This is a genomic window from Duganella sp. Root336D2, assembly GCF_001425005.1.
Taxonomy (GTDB): Bacteria; Pseudomonadota; Gammaproteobacteria; order Burkholderiales; family Burkholderiaceae_D; genus Rugamonas.
The window spans coordinates 91,517-116,730 of the sequence record NZ_LMDB01000033.1 but is presented as its reverse complement, the minus strand read 5'-3'; the positions used below and the strand labels follow the sequence as shown (position 1 = coordinate 116,730).

General features: G+C 59.8%; 29 protein-coding genes and 1 pseudogene. 12 read left to right on the top strand and 18 right to left on the bottom strand.

Features of this window, described 5'->3' with window-relative positions:
- The 4 genes from ASD07_RS18840 (at position 1) to ASD07_RS18825 (ending at position 3,651) form a co-directional block, all read left to right on the top strand.
- A complete protein-coding gene (locus ASD07_RS18840) occupies positions 1-1,053 on the top strand; it encodes an NAD(P)-dependent oxidoreductase (RefSeq protein WP_055933864.1) in 1,053 nt (350 codons plus the stop codon).
- Positions 1,054-1,067: 14 nt separating this feature from the next.
- Positions 1,068-1,484 carry a GtrA family protein gene (locus ASD07_RS18835; protein WP_055933861.1) on the top strand — a complete coding sequence of 139 codons (417 nt, stop codon included), beginning with the start codon at positions 1,068-1,070 and terminating at the stop codon, positions 1,482-1,484.
- Between the two features lie 19 nt (positions 1,485-1,503).
- Positions 1,504-2,424, top strand: a complete 921-nt coding sequence (locus tag ASD07_RS18830; RefSeq protein ID WP_229207210.1) for a glycosyltransferase family 2 protein — start codon at positions 1,504-1,506, stop codon at positions 2,422-2,424.
- A gap of 99 nt (positions 2,425-2,523) precedes the next feature.
- Positions 2,524-3,651 carry an alpha/beta fold hydrolase gene (locus ASD07_RS18825; protein WP_055933857.1) on the top strand — a complete coding sequence of 376 codons (1,128 nt, stop codon included), beginning with the start codon at positions 2,524-2,526 and terminating at the stop codon, positions 3,649-3,651.
- Here the strand turns inward: ASD07_RS18825 and ASD07_RS18820 are convergent.
- On the bottom strand, positions 3,626-4,099 hold the full coding sequence (locus ASD07_RS18820) for a group II truncated hemoglobin (RefSeq protein ID WP_055933855.1): 474 nt from the start codon (positions 4,097-4,099) through the stop codon (positions 3,626-3,628). The two genes, ASD07_RS18825 and ASD07_RS18820, sit on opposite strands and share 26 nt — an antisense overlap.
- A 30-nt stretch (positions 4,100-4,129) precedes the next feature.
- On the opposite strand from ASD07_RS18820, the gene ASD07_RS18815 reads away from it, so the two are divergent.
- From ASD07_RS18815 to ASD07_RS18805, 3 genes are read left to right on the top strand one after another with little or no spacing between them, the layout of a single operon-like run.
- On the top strand, positions 4,130-5,632 hold the full coding sequence (locus tag ASD07_RS18815; protein ID WP_156398095.1) for a hypothetical protein: 1,503 nt from the start codon (positions 4,130-4,132) through the stop codon (positions 5,630-5,632).
- Positions 5,632-6,180 carry a hypothetical protein gene (locus ASD07_RS18810; RefSeq protein ID WP_055933851.1) on the top strand — a complete coding sequence of 183 codons (549 nt, stop codon included), beginning with the start codon at positions 5,632-5,634 and terminating at the stop codon, positions 6,178-6,180. Before ASD07_RS18815 ends, ASD07_RS18810 begins: the two co-directional genes overlap by 1 nt.
- A gap of 11 nt (positions 6,181-6,191) precedes the next feature.
- Positions 6,192-6,626, top strand: coding sequence for a hypothetical protein (locus ASD07_RS18805; protein WP_156398094.1), 435 nt, complete (start codon positions 6,192-6,194; stop codon positions 6,624-6,626).
- A gap of 64 nt (positions 6,627-6,690) precedes the next feature.
- Here ASD07_RS18805 and ASD07_RS18800 read toward each other — a convergent pair whose 3' ends face one another.
- Together ASD07_RS18800 and ASD07_RS18795 are read right to left on the bottom strand one after the other, a co-directional pair.
- Positions 6,691-7,869, bottom strand: coding sequence for an acyl-CoA dehydrogenase (locus ASD07_RS18800; protein ID WP_055933847.1), 1,179 nt, complete (start codon positions 7,867-7,869; stop codon positions 6,691-6,693).
- A gap of 36 nt (positions 7,870-7,905) precedes the next feature.
- Positions 7,906-8,412 (bottom strand): flavin reductase family protein, encoded by a 507-nt coding sequence (locus tag ASD07_RS18795; protein WP_055933845.1) that lies wholly within the window; start codon positions 8,410-8,412, stop codon positions 7,906-7,908.
- Between the two features lie 151 nt (positions 8,413-8,563).
- Between ASD07_RS18795 and msrA the strand changes: the two genes are divergently transcribed.
- Positions 8,564-9,091 carry a peptide-methionine (S)-S-oxide reductase MsrA gene (msrA, locus tag ASD07_RS18790; RefSeq protein WP_055933843.1) on the top strand — a complete coding sequence of 176 codons (528 nt, stop codon included), beginning with the start codon at positions 8,564-8,566 and terminating at the stop codon, positions 9,089-9,091.
- A 10-nt stretch (positions 9,092-9,101) separates the two neighbouring features.
- On the opposite strand, the gene ASD07_RS18785 is transcribed toward msrA, so the two are convergent.
- The 6 genes from ASD07_RS18785 to ASD07_RS18760 form a co-directional block, all read right to left on the bottom strand.
- The gene (locus tag ASD07_RS18785) at positions 9,102-9,473 is read right to left on the bottom strand and encodes a cupin domain-containing protein (protein ID WP_055933842.1); all 372 of its coding nucleotides are present in this window, start codon (positions 9,471-9,473) and stop codon (positions 9,102-9,104) included.
- A 224-nt stretch (positions 9,474-9,697) separates the two neighbouring features.
- Positions 9,698-10,045 (bottom strand): hypothetical protein, encoded by a 348-nt coding sequence (locus ASD07_RS18780; RefSeq protein WP_055933839.1) that lies wholly within the window; start codon positions 10,043-10,045, stop codon positions 9,698-9,700.
- Position 10,046: 1 nt separating this feature from the next.
- A complete protein-coding gene (locus ASD07_RS18775; RefSeq protein ID WP_055933837.1) occupies positions 10,047-10,451 on the bottom strand; it encodes a WxcM-like domain-containing protein in 405 nt (134 codons plus the stop codon).
- A gap of 25 nt (positions 10,452-10,476) precedes the next feature.
- Complete coding sequence (locus tag ASD07_RS18770) at positions 10,477-10,923, bottom strand: hypothetical protein (protein ID WP_055933835.1); 447 nt, start codon at positions 10,921-10,923, stop codon at positions 10,477-10,479.
- Positions 10,920-11,351, bottom strand: coding sequence for an HD domain-containing protein (locus tag ASD07_RS18765; protein WP_055933834.1), 432 nt, complete (start codon positions 11,349-11,351; stop codon positions 10,920-10,922). The genes ASD07_RS18770 and ASD07_RS18765 overlap by 4 nt, the downstream gene beginning before the upstream one ends.
- A 142-nt stretch (positions 11,352-11,493) precedes the next feature.
- On the bottom strand, positions 11,494-12,234 hold the full coding sequence (locus ASD07_RS18760) for an NUDIX domain-containing protein (protein WP_156398093.1): 741 nt from the start codon (positions 12,232-12,234) through the stop codon (positions 11,494-11,496).
- Between the two features lie 121 nt (positions 12,235-12,355).
- Here ASD07_RS18760 and ASD07_RS18755 point away from each other — a divergent pair, with 121 nt between their 5' ends.
- The gene (locus ASD07_RS18755) at positions 12,356-12,904 is read left to right on the top strand and encodes a 2OG-Fe(II) oxygenase (protein ID WP_055933830.1); all 549 of its coding nucleotides are present in this window, start codon (positions 12,356-12,358) and stop codon (positions 12,902-12,904) included.
- Between the two features lie 109 nt (positions 12,905-13,013).
- Here ASD07_RS18755 and ASD07_RS18750 read toward each other — a convergent pair whose 3' ends face one another.
- Together ASD07_RS18750 and ASD07_RS32400 are read right to left on the bottom strand one after the other, a co-directional pair.
- Positions 13,014-13,439, bottom strand: a complete 426-nt coding sequence (locus tag ASD07_RS18750) for a tol-pal system YbgF family protein (RefSeq protein ID WP_229207209.1) — start codon at positions 13,437-13,439, stop codon at positions 13,014-13,016.
- Between the two features lie 104 nt (positions 13,440-13,543).
- Positions 13,544-13,745: pseudogene (locus ASD07_RS32400) on the bottom strand (hypothetical protein); the annotation flags it as partial.
- Between the two features lie 405 nt (positions 13,746-14,150).
- On the opposite strand from ASD07_RS32400, the gene ASD07_RS18740 reads away from it, so the two are divergent.
- Positions 14,151-16,919, top strand: a complete 2,769-nt coding sequence (locus ASD07_RS18740; protein WP_082507431.1) for a M12 family metallo-peptidase — start codon at positions 14,151-14,153, stop codon at positions 16,917-16,919.
- Between the two features lie 161 nt (positions 16,920-17,080).
- Here the strand turns inward: ASD07_RS18740 and ASD07_RS18735 are convergent, their stop codons facing one another.
- From ASD07_RS18735 to pdxH, 6 genes are all read right to left on the bottom strand, one after another.
- Complete coding sequence (locus ASD07_RS18735) at positions 17,081-17,623, bottom strand: GNAT family N-acetyltransferase (RefSeq protein WP_055933822.1); 543 nt, start codon at positions 17,621-17,623, stop codon at positions 17,081-17,083.
- Entirely contained in the window at positions 17,604-17,993 is a 390-nt protein-coding gene (locus ASD07_RS18730; protein ID WP_200953822.1) for a cupin domain-containing protein, read from the bottom strand. Before ASD07_RS18730 ends, ASD07_RS18735 begins: the two co-directional genes overlap by 20 nt.
- 43 nt (positions 17,994-18,036) lie before the next feature.
- The gene (gene katG / locus ASD07_RS18725) at positions 18,037-20,253 is read right to left on the bottom strand and encodes a catalase/peroxidase HPI (RefSeq protein WP_055933821.1); all 2,217 of its coding nucleotides are present in this window, start codon (positions 20,251-20,253) and stop codon (positions 18,037-18,039) included.
- 103 nt (positions 20,254-20,356) lie between these two features.
- The gene (locus ASD07_RS30310) at positions 20,357-20,788 is read right to left on the bottom strand and encodes a GFA family protein (RefSeq protein WP_082507430.1); all 432 of its coding nucleotides are present in this window, start codon (positions 20,786-20,788) and stop codon (positions 20,357-20,359) included.
- Positions 20,775-21,983 carry a cyclopropane-fatty-acyl-phospholipid synthase family protein gene (locus tag ASD07_RS18715; protein ID WP_055933816.1) on the bottom strand — a complete coding sequence of 403 codons (1,209 nt, stop codon included), beginning with the start codon at positions 21,981-21,983 and terminating at the stop codon, positions 20,775-20,777. The genes ASD07_RS30310 and ASD07_RS18715 overlap by 14 nt, the downstream gene beginning before the upstream one ends.
- Positions 21,984-22,013: 30 nt before the next feature.
- The gene (gene pdxH / locus ASD07_RS18710) at positions 22,014-23,198 is read right to left on the bottom strand and encodes a pyridoxamine 5'-phosphate oxidase (protein WP_055933814.1); all 1,185 of its coding nucleotides are present in this window, start codon (positions 23,196-23,198) and stop codon (positions 22,014-22,016) included.
- Positions 23,199-23,261: 63 nt separating this feature from the next.
- Here pdxH and tcdA point away from each other — a divergent pair, with 63 nt between their 5' ends.
- Complete coding sequence (gene tcdA / locus ASD07_RS18705) at positions 23,262-24,095, top strand: tRNA cyclic N6-threonylcarbamoyladenosine(37) synthase TcdA (protein WP_055933812.1); 834 nt, start codon at positions 23,262-23,264, stop codon at positions 24,093-24,095.
- Positions 24,096-24,124: 29 nt separating this feature from the next.
- Here tcdA and thpR read toward each other — a convergent pair whose 3' ends face one another.
- Positions 24,125-24,658: an RNA 2',3'-cyclic phosphodiesterase gene (thpR, locus tag ASD07_RS18700; protein ID WP_055933810.1), complete on the bottom strand. Its 534-nt coding sequence runs from the start codon at positions 24,656-24,658 to the stop codon at positions 24,125-24,127.
- Positions 24,659-24,691: 33 nt separating this feature from the next.
- Here thpR and ASD07_RS18695 point away from each other — a divergent pair, with 33 nt between their 5' ends.
- The gene (locus ASD07_RS18695) at positions 24,692-25,213 is read left to right on the top strand and encodes an FKBP-type peptidyl-prolyl cis-trans isomerase (protein WP_055933808.1); all 522 of its coding nucleotides are present in this window, start codon (positions 24,692-24,694) and stop codon (positions 25,211-25,213) included.
- The last annotated feature ends 1 nt before the right edge of the window (position 25,214 follow it).

The window sequence follows — 25,214 nt, the reverse complement described above, 5'->3', positions numbered from 1 at the left end:
ATGACCGCCACACGCTTCGCCGAAATGCGCCAGGACTGCCTGGCGGCCTGCGCCGGCAACCCTGAGATCCGCGGCGCACTGGCGCGCCAGCATATCGCCGTCACCGGCGGCACCGGCTTCCTGGGCACCTGGGTCGCTGAAATGGTGGCTGCGCTGAACGATGAATACCACCTCGGCATCACGCTCGACCTGTACGCCCGCAATATCGTCGAGTGGCCGCAGAAGTATCCGCACCTGGCTGGCCGTCTGGATGTGCGCCTGCGCTCACAGGACGTGCGCTCGTCCTTCGAGTTTGCCAAGGGCACCAGCTACATCGTCCATGCAGCCGGCATCCCGAACAACCGCGTGCACTCTTCCGACCCGCTGCGCGTGCACCAGACCACGGTGAACGGCATCGCCAACGCGCTGGAAGCGGCCTGCCAGCTGGACGGCCTGCTGCGTTTCGTCAACGTCAGCTCCTGCCTGGTGGCAGGCACGCCGGACCGCGCCGGGCCGCTGCAGGAAACGGATTACTTCCCAATTCCGTCCGGCCAGCTGCATACCGTGTACGCCGATGCCAAGCGCTCGGCGGAGCAGGTGGCGGCGATCTACCGCAGCCAATACCGGCTGCCGGTAACCACCGTGCGTCCGTTCACGCTGACCGGCGCCTATCAGGAGCTGGATCGCCCATGGGCGATCAACAACTTCCTGCGCGATGCCCTGACCGGCAGCGACATCCGCATCCATGGCGACGGCAGTGCGCGCCGCTCCTACCTGTACGGTAGCGATGCCGCATGGTGGACGCTGGCAGCGCTGGTCAAGGGCGGCGATGGCGACATCTTCAACCTGGGCAGTGCCCACCCGGTCAGCCACAACGAACTGGTACGCCTGATCGGCGAACACGTATCGCCGAAGCCGCGCGTGCAGCTCAATACCCTGAACAAGGCGCCGCAACAGGACGACCTGTTTCCTGAAATGAGCCACTCGCTGCGGCGTCTTGGCGTGCGCGAGACCTGCGCGCTGGAAGCAGCCATCGATCGTACTTACCGCTGGTTTGTCGACCCGCGCAACTGAGCGGAATAGCAAGCATGACGATCCCGTCCCAAGGCGCCGGCACAGCAAAGCCTGATTCCGGCGCCGCCGCCAGGCTGCTGCGCTTTATCGGCGCCGGCATGCTCAACACGGCATTCGGCTATGCCGTATATGCCGCCTTGCTCCTGCTTACCTTGCCGTACCTGGCCGCCCTGTTCATCTCGACGGTGGCGGGAGTCATTTTCAATTATTTCAGTTTTGGCCGGATGGTATTCGATGGCCACATGAACAGGGTAGTCTTTGCCAGATTTGTGCTGGCATATGCCTTGATCTATGCGGTCAATGCCGGCCTGCTGCACTTGTTCGCGGTCGCCTGGGGCCTGGGTCCTTACCTGGGACAGTTATGGTGCATTCCGTTTGGCGTGCTTCTGGGGTGGCTGTTGATGAATCATTGGGTTTATAAAAAAGGTTGACGTGATGTCGGAAAGAAAATTGATCAGCATAGTAACGCCGTGCTACAACGAGGAAGACAACATCGATGAGCTATACAAGCGCATCGCCGAAGTCATGGCAAGCCAGCCCTACGATTACGAGCATATCTGCATCGACAATGCCTCGACCGATGGCACGCTGCGCAAGCTGAAGGAACTCGCTGCACGCGACAAGCGGCTGAAGATTATTGTCAATGCGCGTAACTTCGGCCACATCAAGTCGCCCTACCATGCGATCTTGCAGGCCAACGGCGACGCCTGCGTGCTGATCGCTTCGGACTTGCAGGATCCGCCCGAGATGATTCCCGAGTTCATCAAGAAGTGGGAGGCCGGCTATAAGACGGTGCTGGCGGTCAAGCCGGAGAGCGAAGAATCATCGCTCATGTTCTTCGTGCGCAAAGCCTACTATCGTTTCATTACGCGCATTTCCGATGTGCCGCTGGTGCAGAACGCTACTGGTGCCGGCATGTTCGACCGTGCCGTGCTCGACATCTTGCGCAAGATCGATGATCCCTATCCGTATTTCCGCGGCTTGCTGTGCGAGATAGGCTTCCCGATTGCGACGGTGGAGTTTAAGCAGCCGCGCCGCGCGCGCGGCATCACGAAGAACAATTTCTACACCTTGTACGATATCGCCATGCTGGGCATCACCAATCACTCCAAGATTCCCTTGCGGCTGATGGCGATGGGCGGCTTCCTGCTGGCATTTTTGAGTTTGATTGTGGCACTGGCCTTTTTCGTCGCCAAACTGTGCTTCTGGAATTCCTTCCAGTTGGGCATGGCGCCTTTGCTGATCGGTATCTTCTTCTTCGGCGCAATCCAGGCTTTCTTCATCGGCATGCTGGGGGAGTACATCGGTTCCATCCACACGCAGGTGCGCAAGATGCCGCTGGTGGTGGAACTGGAACGCGTGAATTTTTAAGCCGGCGGGGTTCTTTTTCGTCCCGCGACGAGCATAGATGCAAAATTTGCACTATTATCGTTGCGCATTTCGCAAACAAGATTGTCGAAAGGGACCTGCATGAAATCAGCCTGGCTGGGCTTGGCTGCCCTCTGGATCAGCAGCTCTGTGATGGCGCAGACCTGCGCCGAATCTCCGCCGTGCATGCGCGCCCGCGCCGCCGTGGAAGACCTGACCCGCATCGTTGCACCCGAAGGCGTGCAGGAAACCTACAAGACCCGGATCGGCGGCATCGACCAGTGGATCAATGTGCGCGGCCAGGACCGGTCCAACCCGATGATCCTGTTCGTGCACGGCGGCCCCGCATCGCCGGCCATGCCGACCACCTGGCAATGGCAGCGTCCCATCGAGGAATACTTCACCGTCGCGCATTACGACCAGCGCGCGGTCGGCAAGACCCTGCGCGCCAATGACAGGGAAGCGGTGGCCGGCACGCTGCGCATTGACCGTTTCGTCGACGATGCGATCGAAGTAGCCGAACACCTGCGCGCCAAATACAAGAAGGACAAGCTGGTTATCATCGGCCATAGCTGGGGCACTGTGGTCTCCACGCGCGCCGTGCTGAAACGGCCGGACCTGTTCTACGCCTACGTCGGCATCGGCCAGATCGCCAATATGCGCGAGAACGAACGCATCAGCTATGACTTTGGCGTCGAGCAGGCCAAAAAGCACAACAACACCGAAGCGCTGAAGGAGATGGAAAGCATCGCGCCCTATCCAGGCAACGAGCCGATCACGCGCGAGCGCATCATCGTCGCCCGCAAGTGGCCGCAGTATTACGGCGGCCTGAGCGCCTACAAGAACGACTCGGTGTATTTCTTCCGCGCGCCGATGCTGTCGCCCGAATACGACCAGGCCGACTGGGAGGCGATCGGGGAGGGCAGCGAGATGACGCTGGGCACGGTGCTGAAAGAATGGACGGAGGTGGACTTCTCCGGCATCAGGCAGTTCCCGATCCCGGTCGTGATGTTCCTCGGCCGGCATGACTACACCACGCCAACCGCGCCGGTGGTGAAATGGATGGCGCAGTTGAAGGCGCCATACAAGCAAAGCGTATGGTTCGAGCATTCGGCGCACATGATGCCGTGGGAAGAGCCGGGCAAGACGCTGGCCAGCCTGTTGACCTACGTGCGCCCGCTGGCACTGAAGCCCGGCAAACGCGCTACGAAGGGTTATACGGCCCCTTGACCTCGCCCCAGCCCCATTTCGGCATCGGCTGGTCGGCATCGACCGTCGCGCCGGGCTGGGAGTTGATGACGGCTAGCCGCGAGCCCCATTCCAGGTAGCCCACCAGGGCGGAACGGAATTCAGGATCGTCCGGCATGGCCAGTTCGTCGGCAGTCTCCAGCAGCAGCGCCACCCAGCGGCGGCGTTGCTGCTGCGACAGGTGGCGGTTCAGGTGCTGCTGGATCATGTGCGCGTGCCCGCCATGCGCCTCCGAATAAGCGGACGGGCCGCCCAGCACTTCGCCGAGGAAGGCAGCAACGTGGGCGGGGTGGTGGTCGCCCATGTGGGCAAAGACCGGGCCGAGTAGTGCATCGGCCTTGACGTGCTGGTAGAAACGAATGGTCAAGCGGTTCAGGGCTTCGGTGCCGCCAACCCATTCGTACAAAGTTGGAACGTGATCTTGGGGCATAGTGCCAGTCCTTTTGAATAGGGGAGTAGCTTGCAATTTCGAACGATATGTATTGCCGCCTTGCTGCCGGCATTTTTCAACCTCACCGGTTGTGCAGTGTATAGCGAAACGCGGCACAAGCAGGGCGAGGCTGCCAAGGAAGCGTGGAAGTCGGTCGATATCGCCGGCCAGCTCAGCGCCGCGCGCAAGTGTGAAGCAGCCCTGCTGGCCGAACAGCTCAAGACTGAAGAAGCACTGCAGAAGGCCAAACGCGATGCGCTGATCCGCGCCATGGTATTTGAAGGCAGCGTTGCGTCGCAGTTGAAGGAGCCGATTGAGAAGCAGTTGCTGGCGCTGGCCGGTTCGCCGCAAGTCGCTGTCGCCTGGGCCGCCGCCCTCAGGAAAGAAGAAAGGGCGAAGGGCAACCTGCACGATGCGGAAATCGAGTTTACGCGCGCTGGCGTTGAGATGCCTGCTTGCAGCAGCCTGGTGACGCAGTCGTTTGACAATTGGTTGCAGTCCCATGCCGGCGTACCGGCATATCTGCGCGCAGCATGGATGAGCGCCGTTGACGAGTGCTCGGGCAGCGGGCTGACTGCCGGCTCCAGTTTCGAATTCAAGGGCGGTGCGCTGGCGATCACCCAGAAGGCAGTGGCTGACGCGCGTTCGGCGATGATCGACGCCAAGGTGGCCAGCCTTGCGGCGCGCAACCAGGTTGCCAAATTATCGAAGGAATACAGCGGCGAGCTGGAAAAGCTCTCCGCAGAACCTTCCCGGGCGCAGGATAAGTTGAAGTCCATCGCCAAAGAGCTTGGCGATGCGCTGGCAAAAATCGAAAAGCTGCCGGATCCTGTCTCGCGCCAGTTCGTGTCCGAGCACAGGGTGAAGGCGCTTGATGCGACGTTGGCTTCGTTGGCCGGGAATGTCGACAGCAAGGGCGAAAGCCATGCCACCAGCGCGGCGCTGGCCAGCCTGGCCGAATGGTTCGACCAGGCGCACGTGGCGCTTGCCGATGCGAAGAAGCCGCGCCTGGCGGCGGCCCTCTTGCTGCGCAACCTGGAGCAGGCCAAGGCGAACGCCGCAGCCAAGGACGCCCAGTTGCAGGCGATGGAGCTGCAACTGCTCGAGTCAAAAATGAACTGGCAGCTCGAGCAGCTTCGTTCGCTGAGCTATGGCCATCAAGCCTTGCAAACCGTAAGCGCAGAGATGGCGGCGACGCAGCTGCGGGCTGCATTGGCGCCTGTGGAAACGACGAAAGCGACTTCCGGCAAAGCTTTTGAGGACAAAACCAAGGTGTGGAAGAGCGCTGCCTCCTACCTCGATGCCAACGGGCGCCTGGCTGCGAAGGTGAACAAGACGGATATCCAGCGCAATGCGCTCGACCATGAACGTGCCATCGCCTATGCGGAAGGCAATATCGCGCAGTGGAATGTGCTGATCTCGTCGACCATCAACCAGCTCGCGGAGTATGGCGACGCGGGCGTACGCAAGGAAGACATCACCAGCCTGGTGAACTCGATTGCACTGCTGTTCATCGCAAAAGGAGTTCAATAATGCGTATTCCGTTGATGTTTGCCGCGCTGGCGCTGTGCGGCTGCTCCACTCCCAAGCCCGCGATGGAACAGGCAAACCATGGCGTCGGCCTGATTGCCCAGCTCGAGTCGTCCCTTACCGAGTTTCGAAGGGTAGAGGGCAATTCCATGAAAGCACGCGCCGACTCACTGCTGGCCCAGCGCAAGGCAATAGCATTCGTCGACCGCGAAAAGCAGCGGGACCTGCAGGCGCGTGTAGCCGCAGGCGACAAGCTGTCGGCAACCCTGATCGATAACCTGGTCGCGAATACGGAAGGGCTGGCATTGAGCCAGGCCGAGTACTCGGATACCAATGCCAGGAACGAGGCGGCTGTGGCAGCCTTGCTGGCGCCAATCACGGATACCCGTAGCGGCACATCCACCGCGCAGGCAAGGCTGGCGGAGATGGGCGAAGAACTTGGCTGGGATATCCGGCGCAGCGAACTGCAAGCCTTCATCAAGGCTGTGAAAGACAGCGTTGAAGAAGGCAAGAAGAAAATCGAAGAAGCTGAAAAGAAGGCTAATAACTAATGGAGGCGAAGATGGCGTCACTCACAGAACAATACATGCTGGATTACTTCGATTCCCTGAAGCGACTTAAAGCGAAACAGAATGAATTCGAAGATGCCGCCTCCGACCCCGGCAGCACCGACGGCGCACGAGCCGCCGCAGCTGCTGCCTATCTCGATATGGCCAACATGATTGCGCGCTTCCGCGATGCGCATGAAGCGTTCATGCATCGCTTCGGCCCGGTATCGACCGAATCGCCCACGCAGAAGATCGTGGATGAATCGAGCCGCCTGCACAAAGCGCTCGGCGAAATCATCGCCACGGAAAACAAGCAGGTAGCGCTGATGCATGCGCTATCGGATTTCGTCGACCGCTGGCAGAAGCTCTCAACGGATGGCAAGAAGGGTGCGGCGAAAGGGACGGCCAGCGCCGCTGCCAACCTCAACTTCCTGACCCAGCCGGTGTAACCGCAAACAACAAGCCCCGCTCGCGGCGGGGCTTGCTCAAAAAATGGGGTACGTCCCCATTTTTTTATTGGAAGGCCTGGATGCCGGTCATCGCGCGGCCCAGGATCAGGGCGTGGATGTCGTGCGTGCCTTCGTAGGTGTTGACCACTTCCAGGTTCACCATGTGGCGGATGATGCCGAATTCGTCGGAGATGCCGTTACCGCCCAGCATATCGCGCGCCACGCGGGCGATGTCCAGCGACTTGCCGCAGGAGTTGCGCTTCATGATGGAGGTGATTTCGACAGCGGCGGTGCCTTCGTCCTTCATACGGCCCAGGCGCAGGCAGCCTTGCAGGCCGAGGGTGATTTCGGTCTGCATGTCGGCCAGCTTCTTCTGCACCAGCTGGTTCGCTGCCAGTGGACGGCCGAACTGCTGGCGGTCCAGGGTGTACTGGCGGGCGGTGTGCCAGCAGGCTTCGGCGGCGCCCAGTGCACCCCAGGCGATGCCGTAGCGGGCCGAGTTCAGGCAGGTGAACGGGCCTTTCAGGCCGCGCACATCCGGGAAGGCGTTTTCTTCAGGGCAGAACACTTCGTCCATCACGATTTCGCCGGTGATCGAGGCGCGCAGGCCGAACTTGCCGTGGATCGCAGGTGCGGACAGGCCTTTCATGCCTTTTTCCAGCACGAAGCCGCGGATCGCGCCTTCATCGTCTTTCGCCCACACGACGAATACGTCGGCTACTGGCGAGTTGGTGATCCACATCTTGGAGCCGGTCAGCGAGTAACCGCCTGGCACCTTCTTGGCGCGGGTGATCATCGAACCTGGGTCGGAACCGTGGTTAGGCTCGGTCAGGCCGAAGCAGCCGATCCATTCGCCGGTGGCCAGCTTTGGCAGGTATTTCTGTTTCTGGGCTTCGGTGCCGAATTCATAGATCGGCACCATCACCAGCGAGGACTGCACCGACATCATCGAACGGTAGCCGGAATCGACACGTTCCACTTCGCGCGCGATCAGGCCGTAGGCCACGTAGTTCAGGCCAGGACCGCCGTATTGCTCGGGGATGGTTGGGCCCAGCAGGCCCAGTTCGCCCATTTCGCGGAAGATGGACGTGTCCATCTGCTCGTGGCGGAAGGCTTCCAGGATGCGCGGTTGCAGCTTGTCCTGGCAGTAAGCCGCGGCGGCGTCGCGCACCATGCGCTCGTCGTCGGTAAGCTGGTCGTTCAGCAGCAGGGGATCGTCCCAGTGGAATGCGGCTTTGCTCATTATGCTTCCTGTCTCTCTTTGTTTATAAAAAATCAATCATTTCAGCAGGTCACGGAACTTCCCGCCGTGGAAAACCAGCGGGGCGTTACCGGCAAACTCGCAATGCTCGACCTCGCCCACGAAAATCACGTGGTCGCCCTCCGGGTAGCGGCTACGGTTGTGGCATTCAAACCACGCCGTGGCGCCCTTCAGGACCGGCTGGCCGGTGCGCGACAGCTCGAATTCGACCGTGCCGAACGGGTCTTCCGTGCGGGTCGAAAACAGCTTGGCCAAATGGGCCTGGTCGGCGCTCAGCACATTGATCACATAGTGCGAGTTACCGCTGAAAATGGGCAGGCTGTTGGCGCCGGTGCCCAGGCTCCACAGCACCAATGGCGGGTCGAGCGAGACGGAATTGAAGGAGCTGGCCGTCAAGCCACGGAAACTGCCATCAGCGAGCCGCGTAGTAATCACGGTCACACCCGTGGCAAATTGCGACAGTGCCTGGCGAAAATGCGCACTGTCGAATTCGCGCGCGGCGGCGCGTGGGGAGCTGGTATTCATGCGGGACCTGTTTGTTTCAAAGAGATTATGCCAAAGAACGATAGTCTAACCTTTGGCGAAAGCGACGGGGATTTTAGCTAAGGCGGCACTTTTTGAGCAGTGCGCGCCGATTTGCGCTACAGTAATACTTCCGGTACGTGAGGAGGGCGATATGGCTGAAGTAGCAATCCTGGGCGGTGGATGCTTTTGGTGCACCGAAGCGGTGTACCTGGAGGCGAAAGGTGTCACCAAGGTCGAATCCGGCTACATGGGCGGCGCGCAGCCGAATCCCACGTATGAACAGGTGTGTACCGGCGAAACCGGCCACGCTGAAGTAGTGCGCCTTGAATTTGATCCGACCCAGATCAGCTATCGCGACCTGCTGGTCATTTTCTTCACGATCCACGATCCGACTACCCTGAACCGCCAGGGCAATGATGTCGGCACCCAGTATCGATCAGTGATCTTCTTCCAGGACGGCGAACAGGAAGCCACTGCGCGGCAGGTGATCGCCGAAATGGCCCACGTCTGGGATGCACCGATCGTCACCGAACTGGCGCCCGCTGCGCCGTTCTACAAGGCCGAGGACTACCACCAGAACTACTTCGCCCAGCATCCGCTGCAGGGTTACTGCGCATTCGTGGTGGCGCCCAAGGTGGCCAAGTTCCGCAAGATGTACGCCGAAAAGCTCAAGACTTAGAGCCAGTTTCCTATACCGGGCGTAATTGGTCTGCGAGACTGCGCGTTTTTTCAGTCACTTCAGCACCGGTATGCAGCGTGGATTTACGTTCGATGAGCATGATGTGGCACTCTTGCTCCGCGACGGGATTGTGCCTCACGCCTTTGGGGACGACAAACGTTTCGCCTTCATGCAGGACGACCGTCCTGTCTTCCATTTCGATTGCCAACGAGCCTTTGAGGATGTAAAAAAGTTCGTCCTCATCTTCGTGGCTGTGCCAGGTGAGCGAGCCAAGGACCTTGGCAACCTTGACGAAGGAGTCGTCAAGCTCAGCCACTACGCGAGGTGACCAGTATTCGTCCAGGCTGGCTGCAACCCGGTTCGGCGAAACGACATCATTCATGGGCAGTACCTTTGAAATTCAGAACGTCATTGTTTGAAAGAGATCATGCCAAACCGTCAGGTACTGGTCTTTACTTGAGCTCCACGTCGTCGTATTGCGTTGCGAAGTCATACCGCGAACACTCCACGTAATGTTTGAGGCCAGTGTAATGGATCGTTCGCTCGCTCATCGGCACAGCCATGTTGATCGTAATAGCCTTGATAAGGCGCCCGGGGGGTAGTGGTCTAGCGGTTTTGTGCGGCGCCGACGCGGGCTTCAGCCGCTCGCAGCGCATTGAACCTGTTTTTCAAGAGTGTGTGTTGCGGGGTTCCCGCTGCGAATCTGGTTCGTGCGTCTTCAGTTTTTTCGATCATTGACGCCAAGCTTTGCATGGCCGCTTGCAGTTCGCCTTGCTCAAACCGGGCAGCCGCACCCTGGTTTTCATTGAACAGGATAACGGCAATATGCAAGGCCTTGAGGTTTGCTCCGAGCATCGCGTGCTGCCATGTTCCCGGCGCTACCTTTTGCTGCGCCTTTTCCGACTTACTGATCAAAGACAGGATAGGCGCGAGCGCCTTCGTTTTTTCCTGCATCCTATGACCTTGGGCGATGACCGGTGCCTTCACCGGGCGTGATGAACAGCGCTTTGGCGTTTTGCGGGACGTTTGCGGTGTGCCACGTGCCGCGCGGAACGAGCAGGAATTGGCCGGGCTGGTCCAGCTTTATCTTCCGCTCGCCGTCATCCGTTTCCAGCACAAACTCGAGCGCACCGGAAATCAGCACGACGACTTCTTCACCAGCAGGGTGCTGCTCCCAGCTTGCCCAGTCTTCGCTGAAGTCATACGTCGACACCAACCGTCCCGGGCCCAGGTGGGCAAAGCCGCCCGAAGTCAGGTCCTGCCAGAACGATTCGTTGACCTCGAGCGGGACCGAAGTCCCTTCCGGGCCAAGGTGCAGGAAAGTGTCGACGGCATCGAATGGTCCAACAGGTGTCGCCATGGCGGTGCTCCTTCGGAAGAGTAATTCACATCCCCGATATCGGGCCGCAGTAAAGAGCGGTCCTGCAAACGACGAGCTGCGCGACTCCGAAGCCAGCGCAGCATCCAGCAAAAGTCATCGCGAATGCAGTCGCGGGCTTGAAGCAGCGGCGACGTGCGTATAACGCCGCAAGCACTGCGGCCAACGCAAGGCCTGGCAGCGAGAAAAGATGGCCCAGGCCCAGCAAGCCTTCCGGTCGTGCCAGCGAGGCTTGCCATGCCCAATAGCCAAGGAAGGTCGCCGTCAACGCGGTTGCGGCACCCAGCGTAGATAAAGGTGGTGCCTTCGTGAGCTGGACCAGGCCGACCAGGCCGCACCAGGCGAGCACGTAATACCAAGGCCCCAAATATGCGGGATCACCGAAGATGAAAACTGCGGTCAGCAGTGCAGCCCCAAGTCCAAGCGCCAGTGTGATGTCGAGAGTACGAGTCAATTTGAATCCGATGCAAGCAAGAGTGCGCGAACCTGCGCATATTCCTCAATGCGCGCAAAGTCCTTCTCCGTTGGATTGGCGATGCGGCTAAGGTCCATATTTTCTGCATTGTCGGCGAGCTTGACGACGCGCGCAATCGGATTCGACGCCGCGCGCGCTGCTACCTGCAGCCGGGTTTCACCGCGACGCTTGGTCAGTGCTTCGACGGCTGCGATGACTTCGGCCGGAAAGCCTGCTTCGGACAACTGCGCCAGTGAAACCGGCGTATCTTCAACCACATCATGCAGCACCGCAGCCATGCGTTCGTAATCGCTTGAGAGGCGAAGCATCACGCGTAGCGGGTGAAGAATATAGGGCTGCCCGGCCTTGTCGACCTGGCCAGCGTGTGCGGCAGAGGCAATTTCAATAGCTCGTTCGAGAGTAGCCATGGTTAACGTACTTTCAAGTCTAATGTCACGTTCGAGTTTCCTTGAAGGGCTCGGCCGCGACTTGCTATTCGTCTTCGTACGCGATATAGCCAGGTTGCGAAGCTCGAAGCACTTCGACTTACGCCAATGTACATCGAAGAGTTCAGCCGCCCGCGCCCATCACGCGGTTGAAGTAGACAGTTGGATGGCCCGCGCGCAGACGATACATCTGCGCCGGGCGGTTGCTGCCATGGCGCTGCTTGCCCGGAATCTCTTCGAGGAAATCGCCTTCCTTGATCCGCTTGCGGAACGCGCTCTTTTCCACCGGTCGCCCGAGGATGGTTTCGTAAACGCGCTGCAGGTCTGACAGCGTGAATTCAGCCGCCAGCAAATGCACGGGGATCGAAGTGTATTCAACCTTGTTGCGCAAGCGCTGCAGGGCCACGTCGACGATGGCGGAATGGTCAAAGGCCAGCGCATCTTGTGCCGCCAGGCCTTCCACCGGATGCCAACTGGCCGCGTCGCTGCCGGAGCCATGGCGCAGCTCCATGCCATCAGAGCCGATCAAGGCGAAGTATGCAAAGGTCGCTGACCAGCCGCGCGGGTCACGCGTGGCGCTGCCGAAGCCTTGCAACTGTTCCAGATAGGGCGCTTCCACACCGGTCTTTTCACGCAACTTGCGCAGCGCAGTCGCATCGAGATCTTTGTCGCGATGGATGTCGATGAAGCCACCGGGCAAAGCCCAACGGCCTTTATGCGGATGTTCGCCGCGCTTGACCAGCAACACGTGCAAAGCCTGCTCACGAATCGTGAAGATGACCAGGTCGACGCTGGTGAGCGGAACGTCAAAGTCGTGAATATTGTATTTCCGCAGAAATTCCTGCTCTGTTTCGCTGCCGCTCATGGATGCCCTCGTTTGTTGAGCGGCCATTGTAACCGCCTTAGTGATAATTAAAAATAACTTAGTGAAAATAGGAGCTAAGTTAGTGTAATATGCGCACTAAGATAAAAACCAAGGCGACATCATGCAAGTGGAACAACTAGGCCTCGGCATCTTCACGGTGCACCAATTCCTGAATAAGGCCGAATGCCAGCATTACATCGAAATGGGCGAACAGATGGGCTACCAGCCGTCTGAAGTCAATCTGCCGATGGGATCGGTCCGACGCGAGGATATCCGCAATAACGACCGGGTAATCTTCGACGATCCATGCCTGGCCGAGTTGCTGTTCAAGCGCGCGGCCCCTCTACTGCCTGCATCCATTGGCGAATGGCGCCTGCAAGGGCTGAATGAGCGTTTTCGTTTCTATCGCTATGGCCGCGGTGAATACTTCAAGTGGCATAAAGACGGCTCGTTCGAAAAATCGCCGGACGAGGTGAGCATGCTCACGTTCCTGATCTACCTGAATGCCGGCTTCGAAGGCGGCGACACCCAGTTCAGGTGGGAGACCGTGCGGCCGCACGAAGGTATGCTGCTGGTCTTCCCGCACAACCAGTCGCACCAGGGCGCGGAGATTAGCGCGGGCACCAAATACGTGTTGAGGTCGGATGTCATGTACGAGCGGAGCAGCTAAATCGCGTCCGGCTTACCTGGATGCTGATTGCGGAGCGCATCGAGCAGTCGAGTTGTCTCCTTTGGGCTTCCGAAACCGTGTGAGGTTCAATACCCGCGCGTCAGAAAGTTCACCATCCTTTCGGCCAGCCCGCCGGAGGCGGCTTCAATTTCGATTTAATAAATCCCAAATACTTGGGATCATCTTCTTTGAAGATGGCTCTTCCCTCGGGAATGTAGGCGCGCGCCAGTTCATCTGCAGCCCTTCCCATATTTCCAAGCTCGAACTGACATTGCCCCAAACGCAGATGCAGGAAGGGATTGCCGATGGCCCCCGGAACACGCATGGCGTAAGAAAGGTTATCGCGACATGCTACGTAGTCTTTGTTCTTGAAGCCGAAGTTGGCATCGCCGATTGCAGCCAAGAGCCATAACGCGGCATTCCAATCCTGTTTTGGTTCGGGAAGGATATCCCACGCTTGCCAGTAAACTGGAATAGCCTCGCTAAACTTGCCGGTTTTAGCGAGCTGGTCTCCCTGAGCAGACAGTCTTTTCACCTCCGCATCAATTTTTAACGGGAGAGCTTTTCGCTCCGCAGCCGCTGGCGCAGCACTAGCAGGAGTTTCTTCATGAGTTCACAAGGCCGTCAGTTTGCGGCACCAATACCTGCGGACCCAAAGCTGAGCATTTGAGTGAGGCGCAGGAATCGGTCCGGCGGTTTCGACGTCAGTGCTGATGTAAATTTCGTTCATTGTTGATGTGCGCCGGAGCTTCCTGCGGAATGTAAGTGCGTTTTGCTTTTTGCGCTGTGAGGAATCGCCGCACTGAAGGCGAGAGAAATACAACATACAGCGCGAATGCATACGTTGCCAGCAGTGGCCACAAGACCCACGATTGCCGCGAAGCCGCTGCGACGGCGCAATCGATTGTTGTGACAAGCAGCAGTAAGCCGGTAACTACGCGCGCCCAGGTGAAACCCCGGTAAAAGTAGGACAGCAAGACAAGCGTCAGTGTCAGGCGAACCGAAATAGATATCGGGTGCTGGGCGTGGCCCTGGAAAAGCTGGTTGAGTAGCAGCACGATGTCGAGACCGGTGTTGATACTTGGCAAATGGTAGCACGGCGCTTGCACGCGGCTTGCTGTGTCTTCTTCTGGCGACGCGTCAATCGAACATCGCTTGAGGTAACTCATCAATTCCGAAATACTCTTCCATTGCAGTAGTTGCACAGTTTCCACCTTCAACAACCTTCCAACTAACAAGGCACGGAATGACTACGCATACCCCACTAAAGCTCGCACTCGCGAGTGCATTGATCTTCAGCGCTGTGAATACCCTGGCAGCAGAAAACACAAGCAAGCGAAATATCCCGGTGCAGGCGAGCGGCGCTTACTGGCGCGATGCCGGAGAGGCCGATGTGCAGCGCGTGCACGGCAAGAGTGCCAATGCCGCAGCACTGCCGCGCCACTATCATGCGGCGACGCTGGACCGTGCCGCGCTGGCGCAGATGCTTGCGCACGCACCCCATGAACGTGCGCAATCGGCCAAGCAAAGTGATGTCATCATCTCGTTGCCGCATCCGCAGGGCGGCTACCAGCGCTTCCGTGTCGTGGATTCGCCAGTGATGGAGCCGGAACTGGCCGCCAAACATCCGGAGATCAGGACTTACGCCGGGCGCGGCATCGACGATCCATCCGCCACCTTGCGCATGGATATTTCGCCGCTTGGCTTGCGTGCTTCGGTGCGTTCGCCGAATGGTGCGTGGTACGTCGATCCGGCCCATCACCTCGATGACAGCGTCTACACCAGCTACTCCGCGCGCGATTTGTCAAACCGCCATGGCCCTTTCAAGGAAGGTGAAATCAAGGCGCCGCAGGTGATCCTCACGCGCAGTTTTGTCCACGCTGGTGATGAAGTGGAAGTGCGGGGCGCTGGCTTCGCTCCAGGCGCGTCAGTCACCCTTACCGTGCGCAACGAAGGATCGGACTTTGGTCCCGTTCACAGCATGGTGGCGATGGCCGACAAAGACGGCGTGGTATCGGCCACCTTTGCTGCAGACCCGACGCGTGGGGTCGGTGCTTATTCTGTCACCGCTTCAGATGGCTCCGGCGCGACGACCAGTTCCTACCATGTGGTGCCGGAGGAGATCAGTGCAGCAGCGGCAGCCGGCACGCAGCTGCGCACTTATCGGCTGGCACTCCTGACGGATCCTTCTTACGCCAATTATTTCGGCGGCAGCGCAAACGTAACGGCAGCGAAGGTCAGCCTGATTAACCGCGTGACGCAAGTCTATGAAGACGAAACTTCGATCCGGCTGGTATTGATCAACAATACCGATGCGCTGAACCTGGACACCGATGCGCAGATGACCGGAGCCAACGGCCCATGTGGCGCCACCGCCTGCTTCACGCCGGACCAGGCTTCCGGCTGCAGCGGCGCGACGCTGACGCGCAACCGCACGGTCGTCGGCCTGCTCGCCGGTGCCGGCAATTTCGATGTCGGCCATATTGCCCTTGGCCTGAATGGCGGCGGCATCGCCAGCCTGGGCGTAGTCGGCGGCAACTACAAGGCGCAAGGATGCACCGGCATTCCAACACCGGTGGGCGACTTCTATGCAGTCGATTATGTGGCGCACGAAATGGGTCACCAGTTCGCCGGCAACCACACCTTCAACGGCACCACCGGCAGCTGCGCCGGCGGCAACCGTAACGCAAGCACTTCCGTGGAACCAGGTAGCGGTTCCTCCATCATGGCCTATGCCGGCATCTGCGGCACCGACAACCTGCAGACCCACAGCGACGCGTACTGGTCGCAGCGTAGCTTCGATGAAATCACGGCCTACACATCGGGCACTGAATCGAACCTGACCTCGGTGCAGATGGGCGTGCTGCGCGGCTTCACGACCAACGGCCAGCAGTTCACGCTGTCCTACAGCGGCAATGCCTCCGCGCCGATTGTTCGCGGCACCAATTACACGACGAATGGAATCAAGTCGGCTATCCAGTCGATTCCTGGCTGGCCGTCGACTGCCAGTGTCAGTGTGAGCGCCGTCAGCGATGCTGGCTTCACCGTCACCTTCGGCGGTTCGCTGGCCGGGGTGACGGCCGGGGTACTGCAACTGGCCAATTGCTCCGGCGGATGCAGCGGCCACGTGAACGAGATTGTGGCAGGCGGGCCGACCAGGAAGCGTGGCGTTGTCACGCAAACGGGCAACAGCACGCCGGTGGTCAGCGTGGTGCCAACCTATAACATTCCGATCCGCACTCCGTTCGCGCTGACTGGCAGCGCAAGCAATGCGGAAGGCGAGCAGATGACCTATATGTGGGAGCAGAACGACCGCGCAGGTACAGGCGGCACGGCCCTCATGAGCAACAGCAAGGCCAATGGGCCGCTGTTCCGGCAATTTGGCTTGCAGGCGGTTGTCAGCGACAGCGATGCATTGCTCTATGGTTCGCCGGGAGAGAATGTCGTGAGCACGGATCCGACCCGCGCCTTCCCGGACATGGCGCAGATTCTCGCCAACAATACCAATGCGGAGGCGGGTTCCTGCCCGGCTGCGGCATCGCCGCCGACCGCCGCAAATATCGCCTGCTATTCGGAATTCCTGCCCACGGCGAGCTATACCGGCTACAGCAAAGTCAATGCGCGGCCGGCGACACTGAACTTCCGCCTGACGGCCCGTGATGGCCATGGGGGCGTGGGCAGTGCGGCGACTGCACTGGTGCTGGCGACGGGCGCGGGTCCGTTCCTGGTCACAGCGCCGAATACCGCGGTGTCGGTGGCGCGTGGTTCGCAGTTGAACGTGACCTGGAATGTGGCGAATACTGCTGCGGCGCCGGTGAGTACGGCCAATGTAAAAATCAGCCTGTCGACGGATGGCGGCCTGACTTTCCCTTACGTGCTTGCTTCAAGTACGCCAAACAGTGGCAGCAAAGCGGTGATGTTGCCATCGGTGGCGACGAATGCTGCACGCATCAAGGTTGAGGCGATTGGCAACGTGTTCTTTGACGTATCGAACGCGAATTTCATTATCAATTAGCGCACTCCTTGCGGGCCTCGGCGTTGCAGTCCGCCGGGGTTCTTACGCCAACATGGGAGGGCTTAGGTATTACTGACGACTGTTGGAGATATCGAGGGTGCATCGCGGTAGAGCCCTGGGAATTTGAAGATTTTCGGCCAGCAAAAATTCCAGCTTGAAGGTTACGGAGCCATCAGGTGTAACCACATATGGTTCTTGGCTTTGTAGCCATCGCTGGTACGTATCGCCATCGGTTCAAGCCCGAAGCTGCAGAACCCGGCGGCTTCGTAGATGGTAATCGCGGGGCGGTTGCTTTCGGTGACCGTCAGCGTGACAACTTCGACTCCTGGCCTGCGTCGTGCATAGGCGAGGGCTGCCCCAAGCAATTTGCCGCCGATGCCTATTCCGCGCCACTCCGGCAGCGTGTACATGGCAATCAAATGGGCCTTGTGGCTGGTCTTGGCCCGTACCGAAAATTCCAACCCGACGGTGCCCACCAGCTTTCCGCCAGCGATGGCGCCAAACACAATGCTGTTCTGCTGCGGATCGTCGATGCGCTGTTCCCACCACGAGAACGGTAAGGCGGCGCGTTCGGCGTGCGTGGAGGTGAACGCGTCCGGCTCGTGCTTGAAGGCGTGCAGCATCAGCTCGCGATATTGCGCGGCATGCGCAACTGGCAGCGGGAGGATGTGAACGTCTTGCGAATCAGGCGTCGGGGAGTTCAAGGCTGTGGTCTGAAGGTTGCGGGGTCACGCCAAGGATTTTAAGGTGATCCGAGTTTTCAAAGCGATGCCAGTGGTTCTGCGGGACCACCAGCAGTTCGCCGGCATTCAATTGGATGCGCTGCTGTTCGCCCTCCACCAGCACAATGACGGTGGTGCGGCCTTCCAGCGCCATCACGATCTCGTCGCCCACGGGATGGCGCTCCCATTCGCTGCTGCCGGAGTAATAGCCAACTGAAATGCCGCCTTCGCGGAACGGCGCAACCTCGGCGAAAGCCTGCTCGGCCGCGCCGTCGAAAGCCATTTCCGGCGTGCGGTTGGGCAGGTGGGTAAGCTGGCTGAGGATGCTGGTAAGGTTTTTCTTTTCGAGCACAGGGTCTCCTGATGGAGGAAGGGGCCCCGCAGGGCCCCAGTTCTTAGTCGAAGCGGTCCAGGTTCATGACCTTGTTCCAGGCGGCCACGAAGTCCTTGACGAATTTATCACGACTATCGTTGGCGGCATAGACTTCGGCTACGGCGCGCAGTTCAGAGTTCGAACCGAATACCAGGTCGACCGGTGTCGCTTTCCATTTGAGGTCTCCGCTGGAACGGTCGCGGCCCTCGTACAAGCCTTCCATACCGGGAGCCTTGTTCCACTTGGTGTCCATGGTCAGCAGGTTGACGAAGAAATCGTTGCTCAACGTGCCCGGCTTGCTGGTCAACACGCCGTTGGCCGAGTGGCCGTAGTTGGCATCGAGGGCGCGCAGGCCGCCGACCAGCACCGTCATTTCAGGCACGGTCAGGCTGAGCAGGTTGGCCTTTTCGACCAGCGCTTCGGCAGGCGACAGCTTGCTTTCGCTGTCGTAGTAGTTACGGAAGCCATCGGCTTTCGATTCCAGCACGGCAAACGACTTCACGTCAGTTTGAGCCTGCGTCACATCGGCGCGACCCGGCCTGAAAGGCACTTGCACGGCATGGCCACCGGCCTTTGCAGCCTTCTCGATAGCACCGTTGCCACCGAGGACAATCAGGTCGGCCAGCGAGACTTTCTTGCCGCCTTTCTGGCCCTTGTTGAAGTCGGCCTGGATGGATTCGAGCTTTGCCAGCACCTTGGCCAGTTGCTCCGGTTCGTTCACCGCCCAATCCTTCTGCGGTGCGAGACGGATGCGGGCGCCGTTGATGCCGCCGCGCTTGTCGCTGCCACGGTAGCTGGCAGCGGCGGCCCAGGCGGTCTTCACCAGTTCCTGATTACTAAGGCCGGACGCCAGGATTTTCTGCTTCAGTTGCGCCGCGTCCTGGCTGTTGATTGCGGTATAGCCTGGCGCGGGAATCGGGTCTTGCCACAGGAACGACTGATTCGGCACGTCGGCGCCAATGTAGCGGGCGCTTGGGCCCATGTCGCGATGGGTCAGCTTGAACCATGCACGGGCGAAGGCATCGGCAAAGAGTTTCGGATCTTGCTGGAAGCTTTTGGCGATCTTCCTGAACTCGGGATCCTCCTTCAATGACAAGTCGGTGGTGAACATGATCGGCGCGTGGCGCTTGCCGGCGATGTGCGCGTCCGGCACCAGGGTTGCCGCATCCGGCGTGCCGGGCACCCATTGCGTCGCGCCGGCAGGGCTCTTGCTCTGCACCCAGTCAAAGGCGAACAGGTTGTCCAGGTACTGCGTGGTGAAAGCGATCGGGTTCGAAGTCCAGGAGCCTTCCAGGCCGCTGGTCACCGAGTCTTCTGCGTTTCCCTTGCCGCATTTGTTCTGCCAGCCCAGGCCTTGCTGCTCCATCGCTGCATCGGCAGGATCGGAGCCCACGCACTTCCCTGGATCGTGTGCGCCATGTGCCTTGCCGAAGGTGTGGCCACCGGCGATCAATGCGACGATCTCTTCGTCGTCCATCGCCATGCGGCCGAAGGCCTGGCGGATATCGGCTGCTGCGGCGATTGGATCAGGCTTGCCTTCCGGGCCTTCAGGATTCACATAGATCAGGCCCATTTGCGTGGCGGCCAGCGCGCCTTTCAGTTCACGCTTGCCGCTGAAGCGGTCGGCGCCAAGCCACTTGTTTTCGGCGCCCCAGAACACAGTGTCGGCTTGCCATGCATCGGTGCGCCCACCGGCGAAGCCAATGGTCTTGAAGCCCATGTTTTCCATTGCGACGTTTCCGGCCAGGACCATCAGGTCGGCCCACGAAATCTTGCGGCCGTATTTCTGCTTGACGGGCCACAGCAAGCGGCGCGCCTTGTCGAGGCTGACGTTGTCGGGCCAGCTATTCAGCGGTTCAAAGCGTTGCTGGCCGCTGGCTGCGCCGCCGCGGCCATCGCCCACGCGGTAGGTGCCGGCGCTATGCCAGGCCATGCGGATGAAGAAGGGGCCGTAGTTGCCGTAGTCTGCCGGCCACCAGGGTTGGGAACTGGTGAGGAGGGCGTTGATGTCTTTCTTGACTGCCTTCAGGTCGAGGCTCTGGAATTCTTTGGCGTAGTTGAAGTTGGCGCCGTAGGGATTGGATTCGGCTGAATGCTGGCGTAGCGGCTGGAGGTCGAGTTTCTCGGGCCACCAATTCTGGCCGCCGGCTACCTTGTCGGCAGCATAGGCGAGCTGCGGTTCGATTAGTGGAAGCAGGCCTGCCAGCATGGCCAGCACGGCGAGTTTGCGATTGCTCATCACGGTTTCTCCTTGTCGTTGTTGTCGGGGAAACCTTAGGCTAAGGCAAGGATTATGATTTATCTAATTGATTGTAATTATGAAATCGATAGCGTAAACACTATTACTTCATCGCTTTGGATGGAACAGCCGAACTGCTCTCGGCAAAGCGCGGGAGGTCGTCGTGGATGTCAAACCATGAGACTTGCGACGAGGTCCAGACGTGGTCCTGGATCTTGACGCGCGCTGGCTCATCGAGGCTGCCTGCGCATACCTGCACCCGGTCAGATAAGACCTCTTCACGCATGCCGAGAGTGCTGCCGCAGATCGGGCAGAATCCGCGCTCCGCGAAAGAAGAGGAGCGATACCAAGCCGGCTCCACGCGCAGCCAACTAAAGGATGCCTTTGCGAAGTGAATGAATGCGAGCGCAGGTGCGCCTGAATGCTTGCGGCATATCTCGCAATGACAAATGACCCCGCGCAGCGGTTGTGCCGTTGCGCGGTAGCGAATGGCGCCGCAAAGGCAGCCACCTTCGAAGTGTTCAGCTTTGGACATACATGTAGCTCCGTGACCAGGGAAGGGCAGATGGATGCCGTCCCGCCTTGCCGCACACGATCTGGTAAAGGCTGATCCAGTCCTGGTCGAAGGCATAGGCGCAGCCGGCGAGGTAAACATGCCAGATGCGGAAGCGCTTGTCACCTGCCAGCTCACGCACCTTCTCTTCGTTGTCCTCAAAATTCTCGGTCCAGATGGTGCAGGTGCGGGCGTAATGGCGGCGCAGGTTTTCTACGTCATATGCTTCGAGCTGCCCTTCCTGCATGGCGTGCAGTACCTGCCCGATGTGGGCCAGTTCGCCGTGCGGGAAAACGTACTTATCAATGAACTCGCCGCCGCCATAAGGCGTTTCGCCGTTGTCCGGATCGGTCGACGTGATCCCGTGATTCATTGCCAGGCCATCGTCGGCAAGCAGCTTGTTGATAATCCCGAAGTATTCCACAAGGTGTTTGACGCCAACGTGCTCGAACATGCCGACGCTGGTGATGCGGTCGAAGCTGCCCCGGACGTCGCGGTAATCCTGCAGGCGAATCTCAATGAGGTCGGATAGGCCGGCGGCGCGAACGCGTTCCTGCGCCAGCGCATGCTGGTTTTCGCTGAGCGTGATACCGACGCAGCGCACGCCATATTTTTGCGCCGCGCGGATCACCAATGCTCCCCAGCCGCAGCCGATATCGAGCAGCGTCTGCCCCGGCTGGAGTTTGATCTTGGCCAGGATATGGTCGATCTTCTTGATTTGCGCGGTGGCCAGGTCCTCGTCGCCATTTTCGAAGTAGGCGCAGGAATACACCATGTTCGGGTCCAGGAACTGCTGGTAGAACTCGTTGGATACGTCGTAGTGGTAGCGCACGGCCTCCGCATCACCCTTGCGGTTGTGGTGGAAGGTGCGCGTGATGCGGGCCAGGCTGCTGGTGTCTTTCAGGGAGCTGCGCGCCAGCGCATTGACTACCTTGATCATGTCGACCGCGCGCCCGGTCACTTCAATTGCGCCTTCGACATAGGCGGTGCCCAGGCTTGCGAGCGAGGGCTTGAGCAGGTAGCGCGCCGCGGACGGGCTGGGAACGCGGATTGTCACGCGCGGCGCTTCTTGCGAGAAGTCGAAGCTGCGGCCATTCCACAGCTCTATCCTCAGGGGCAGGGCAACTTGCGGCGCAATGCTGCTGATCCAGCTATTGATGCGGTTTTGTACAAACATGCGCCTGCCCCTTCCCTGAGTGAGGACGGGTCAGGGCTGGATGCGTTCCTTATGCCAGCTACCGTCCTGCAAGTCATAGACTATCCTGTCGTGGAAACGCGAGGCGCGCCCTTGCCAGAACTCTACGCGGTCCGGCACCAGGCGATAACCGCCCCAGTGCTCGGGCCGTTGCGGCTGCGCGCCGCTGGCCGCCTCCACAGCGGCATAACTCTCTTCCATTGCTTCGCGGCTGCCGATCGGCCGGCTTTGCTGCGAAGCGATGGCCGCCAACTGGCTCTTCACCGGGCGGCTGTAGAAATACTTGTCGCTCTCTTCGGCAGAGGTTTTCTCGACGCGGCCCTCGATCCTTACCTGGCGCTCGAGTTCGGGCCAGAAGAACAGGATTGCCGCGTGCGCATTCTCCGCAAGTTGCCGGCCTTTCTGGCTCTGGTAGTTGGTGTACCAGGTGAAGCCGCGCTCGTCGTACTGCTTGATCAGCACGATGCGCGAACTCGGGCGGCCATTACTGCCGACCGTGGCCACGCTCATCGCGTTGGGCTCGTTCACCTGCGCCTTCATGGCTTCATTGAACCACTTGGCAAACTGCGCAATCGGGTCGGCCAGGGTGTCGGTTTCCGACAGGCTGGCACGGCCATAATCCATGCGCAGGTCCGCCAGGGCGATTCCGCCGGCGAGGGCCGCCGGCAGGATGCCGCGGCGCTGCTGCATGGCTTCACCCAGGATCGACATCTGGGCGGGACTGAGTATCCGTTTGGCCATGGGCGCGATGTGCGCCTCTTCGGTTTCCATATGCGAGGTATAGGCTTGCACGAAGCGCTCTACATCGGCGGCATTCAAGGCCGCGCTGGAACCGTTGGCAATCTTATCAAGTTGCGAATTGAGTATATCCCAGTCGAGATCCATCTGCTTGTGCTGTGCGAGGATCTGCGGGCCGAGCTTGGCCAGCAGGGTCGAATCGTCACCTTGCGCCGCTGCGGTCAGCAGGGGGAACAGGTCGTTTTCCTCGTCGGCGTGATGCAGGTGGGCGGCCTTGTTGAAGTACTTTTGCACGGCCTGCGCTGCCTGCTGGGCCGCGGCGTCGGCGCCGTGCTGGGGCAGGTGGCTCAAGAGGTTTTGCAAGGTTTGCAATTGCTTGCGGATCTTGTCGTGGCAGTGCTTCAGGACGGCGATCGGCTGGTCATAGCTGGGAGCGGTATCGATCAAGGAATTACTCATGGTGCGGGTCTGGTGTACTTGGCAAGAGAAAACATTGTAGCCCGGGTCCGGTAAAATGACGGGATGAATTCCTCGCAAATTGTTGATCCAGTTCTGGAAGATATCGATTTTGACCGCCGTTTTGGCGGCATTGCCCGCCTATACGGCGAAAAAGCCCTCGCACGTTTCCGTGGGGCACATGTCTGCGTGATTGGCGTGGGCGGTGTCGGTTCGTGGATTGTGGAGGCGCTGGCGCGCTCGGCAATTGGCAAGCTGACCTTGATCGACCTCGATAACGTGGCCGAGTCGAATATCAATCGCCAGATCCAGGCGCTGTCCGGTACTGTCGGCATGGCGAAGATTACGGCACTGGCCGAGCGCATTGCCCAGATCAATCCTTTCTGCGAAGTAGTGCAGGTGGAGGATTTCATTACGCCGGACAACCTGGATGAAATGGTGGGCGCGCATCACTTCGACTATGTGGTGGATGCGATCGATTCGGCGCAATCGAAGACGGCCTTGATCCACTATTGCCGCAGCAAGCAGATTCCGCTGATCGTGATCGGCAGTGCGGGTGGGCAGACTGATCCGACGCGTATCGAGGTGCGCGATCTGTCGAAGACTGAGCAGGAGCCGTTGCTGAAGAAGGTGCGGCGGCGTTTGCGCAGCCAGTACAACTATCCGCCCAATTCGAAGAACAAGTTGGGGGTGGATGCGGTGTTTTCGATGGAGCCTTTGAAGTTTCCGGAGACGGGGGAGGTGTGCACCGTTGATGGCGATGAGAAGGCGGCGAAGCCGGGGCTGACGGGTATTAATTGCGCGGGGTTTGGATCGGCGATGGTGGTGACTGCGACGTTTGGGATGGTGGCGGCGGGACATTTGCTGCGGAAGCTGGCTGAGCAGGCTGAAACCGCCTGACACTTGCCTGCGGCGGCCACGTGTCAGTGTCAGACACTTGTGTCTGACACTGGTTTACCGGTTTTAGTGACCGGCAAGTAACGCCCATCCGGCATCGACTCAACCAGCGCCAATCCTTCCACGTCCCACACTACCGGCACCGCGCCGAACTCGGCTGGCGCTTCCTTCGCCTCTCGCGCCAGCGTGACATGCGGCTTGAATTCCCCATGCGTTGCAGCGCTGAAGCCCGCCGCCGCGAGCCGCGACATCAGTTCCGCCTGCGCCGCCAGCAGGCCTCCGGGCGCCGTGCCCATCCCCGCCCACGCAATATGCGGCCGCTTGAAGTAGCCATAACAATCCAGCGTCAACTGCAAGGGCGGGACATGCGTTGCATGCAGGATACCGAGCAAAACGGGCAAGGCCTCGGCCGGTTGTTGCCCGAGAAACGCCATCGTAAGATGCAGTTTCTCCGGCGGGATCAGCCGCCCGCGCACTGGTGTTTGCAGCCGCACCAGGGCCTGGCGAACCGCGTCGTCCGGCCAGAGCGCAAAAAACAGTTTGTGCCCAGCTTGTTTTGTTATCATGGCAGCCGCTTTAAAACCACTTAACGAATATACATGAAACGCACTTCGATCCTGTTCGCATTCCTGTGCGCCGCCAGCCTGGCGCAGGCACAGCAGCCTACCCAAGAACCTGCCCAGGTGCAGCCAGCCGCTCCAGCGGCGCAAGCTGAAGCTGCAGCGTCGGCCCAGCCAGCCCCGGTCGTGCCGGGCTCGGCCCAGCCTGGTCCAGCCGCCGAGCAACTGATCATTACCGACCACAAGATCGGCAAAGGCGCAGAAGCCAATGTGGGTAATACCGTCTTCATGCACTACACCGGCTGGCTGTACCGCCCACTGGCCAAGAACCAGCGCGGCCGCCAGTTCGACAGCTCGATCCCCCGCGGCGAACCGCTGGACTTCAAGCTGGGCACCGGCAAAGTGATCAAAGGCTGGGACCAGGGCATCGTCGGCATGAAGGTGGGTGGCAAGCGCACCCTGATCATTCCGTCGGAACTGGCTTACGGCTCGCGCTCCATGCCGAACATTCCTGCCAACTCGGCGCTGATCTTCGACGTCGAACTGATGGACGTCAAGTAAG

Coding starts and splice junctions, on each gene's coding strand:
- ASD07_RS18755 (WP_055933830.1), top strand. CDS start 12,356: ATGCAAGTGGAACAACTAGGCCTCGGCATCTTCACGGTGCACCAATTC.
- ASD07_RS18800 (WP_055933847.1), bottom strand. CDS start 7,869: ATGAGCAAAGCCGCATTCCACTGGGACGATCCCCTGCTGCTGAACGAC.
- ASD07_RS18785 (WP_055933842.1), bottom strand. CDS start 9,473: ATGAATGATGTCGTTTCGCCGAACCGGGTTGCAGCCAGCCTGGACGAA.
- ASD07_RS18780 (WP_055933839.1), bottom strand. CDS start 10,045: ATGCAGGAAAAAACGAAGGCGCTCGCGCCTATCCTGTCTTTGATCAGT.
- ASD07_RS18835 (WP_055933861.1), top strand. CDS start 1,068: ATGACGATCCCGTCCCAAGGCGCCGGCACAGCAAAGCCTGATTCCGGC.
- ASD07_RS18805 (WP_156398094.1), top strand. CDS start 6,192: ATGGCGTCACTCACAGAACAATACATGCTGGATTACTTCGATTCCCTG.
- ASD07_RS18715 (WP_055933816.1), bottom strand. CDS start 21,983: ATGTTTGTACAAAACCGCATCAATAGCTGGATCAGCAGCATTGCGCCG.
- ASD07_RS18820 (WP_055933855.1), bottom strand. CDS start 4,099: ATGCCCCAAGATCACGTTCCAACTTTGTACGAATGGGTTGGCGGCACC.
- katG (WP_055933821.1), bottom strand. CDS start 20,253: ATGAGCAATCGCAAACTCGCCGTGCTGGCCATGCTGGCAGGCCTGCTT.
- thpR (WP_055933810.1), bottom strand. CDS start 24,658: ATGATAACAAAACAAGCTGGGCACAAACTGTTTTTTGCGCTCTGGCCG.
- ASD07_RS18810 (WP_055933851.1), top strand. CDS start 5,632: ATGCGTATTCCGTTGATGTTTGCCGCGCTGGCGCTGTGCGGCTGCTCC.
- ASD07_RS18795 (WP_055933845.1), bottom strand. CDS start 8,412: ATGAATACCAGCTCCCCACGCGCCGCCGCGCGCGAATTCGACAGTGCG.
- ASD07_RS18740 (WP_082507431.1), top strand. CDS start 14,151: ATGACTACGCATACCCCACTAAAGCTCGCACTCGCGAGTGCATTGATC.
- ASD07_RS18840 (WP_055933864.1), top strand. CDS start 1: ATGACCGCCACACGCTTCGCCGAAATGCGCCAGGACTGCCTGGCGGCC.
- tcdA (WP_055933812.1), top strand. CDS start 23,262: ATGAATTCCTCGCAAATTGTTGATCCAGTTCTGGAAGATATCGATTTT.
- ASD07_RS18825 (WP_055933857.1), top strand. CDS start 2,524: ATGAAATCAGCCTGGCTGGGCTTGGCTGCCCTCTGGATCAGCAGCTCT.
- ASD07_RS18760 (WP_156398093.1), bottom strand. CDS start 12,234: ATGAGCGGCAGCGAAACAGAGCAGGAATTTCTGCGGAAATACAATATT.
- ASD07_RS18765 (WP_055933834.1), bottom strand. CDS start 11,351: ATGGCTACTCTCGAACGAGCTATTGAAATTGCCTCTGCCGCACACGCT.
- ASD07_RS18775 (WP_055933837.1), bottom strand. CDS start 10,451: ATGGCGACACCTGTTGGACCATTCGATGCCGTCGACACTTTCCTGCAC.
- msrA (WP_055933843.1), top strand. CDS start 8,564: ATGGCTGAAGTAGCAATCCTGGGCGGTGGATGCTTTTGGTGCACCGAA.
- pdxH (WP_055933814.1), bottom strand. CDS start 23,198: ATGAGTAATTCCTTGATCGATACCGCTCCCAGCTATGACCAGCCGATC.
- ASD07_RS30310 (WP_082507430.1), bottom strand. CDS start 20,788: ATGTCCAAAGCTGAACACTTCGAAGGTGGCTGCCTTTGCGGCGCCATT.
- ASD07_RS18695 (WP_055933808.1), top strand. CDS start 24,692: ATGAAACGCACTTCGATCCTGTTCGCATTCCTGTGCGCCGCCAGCCTG.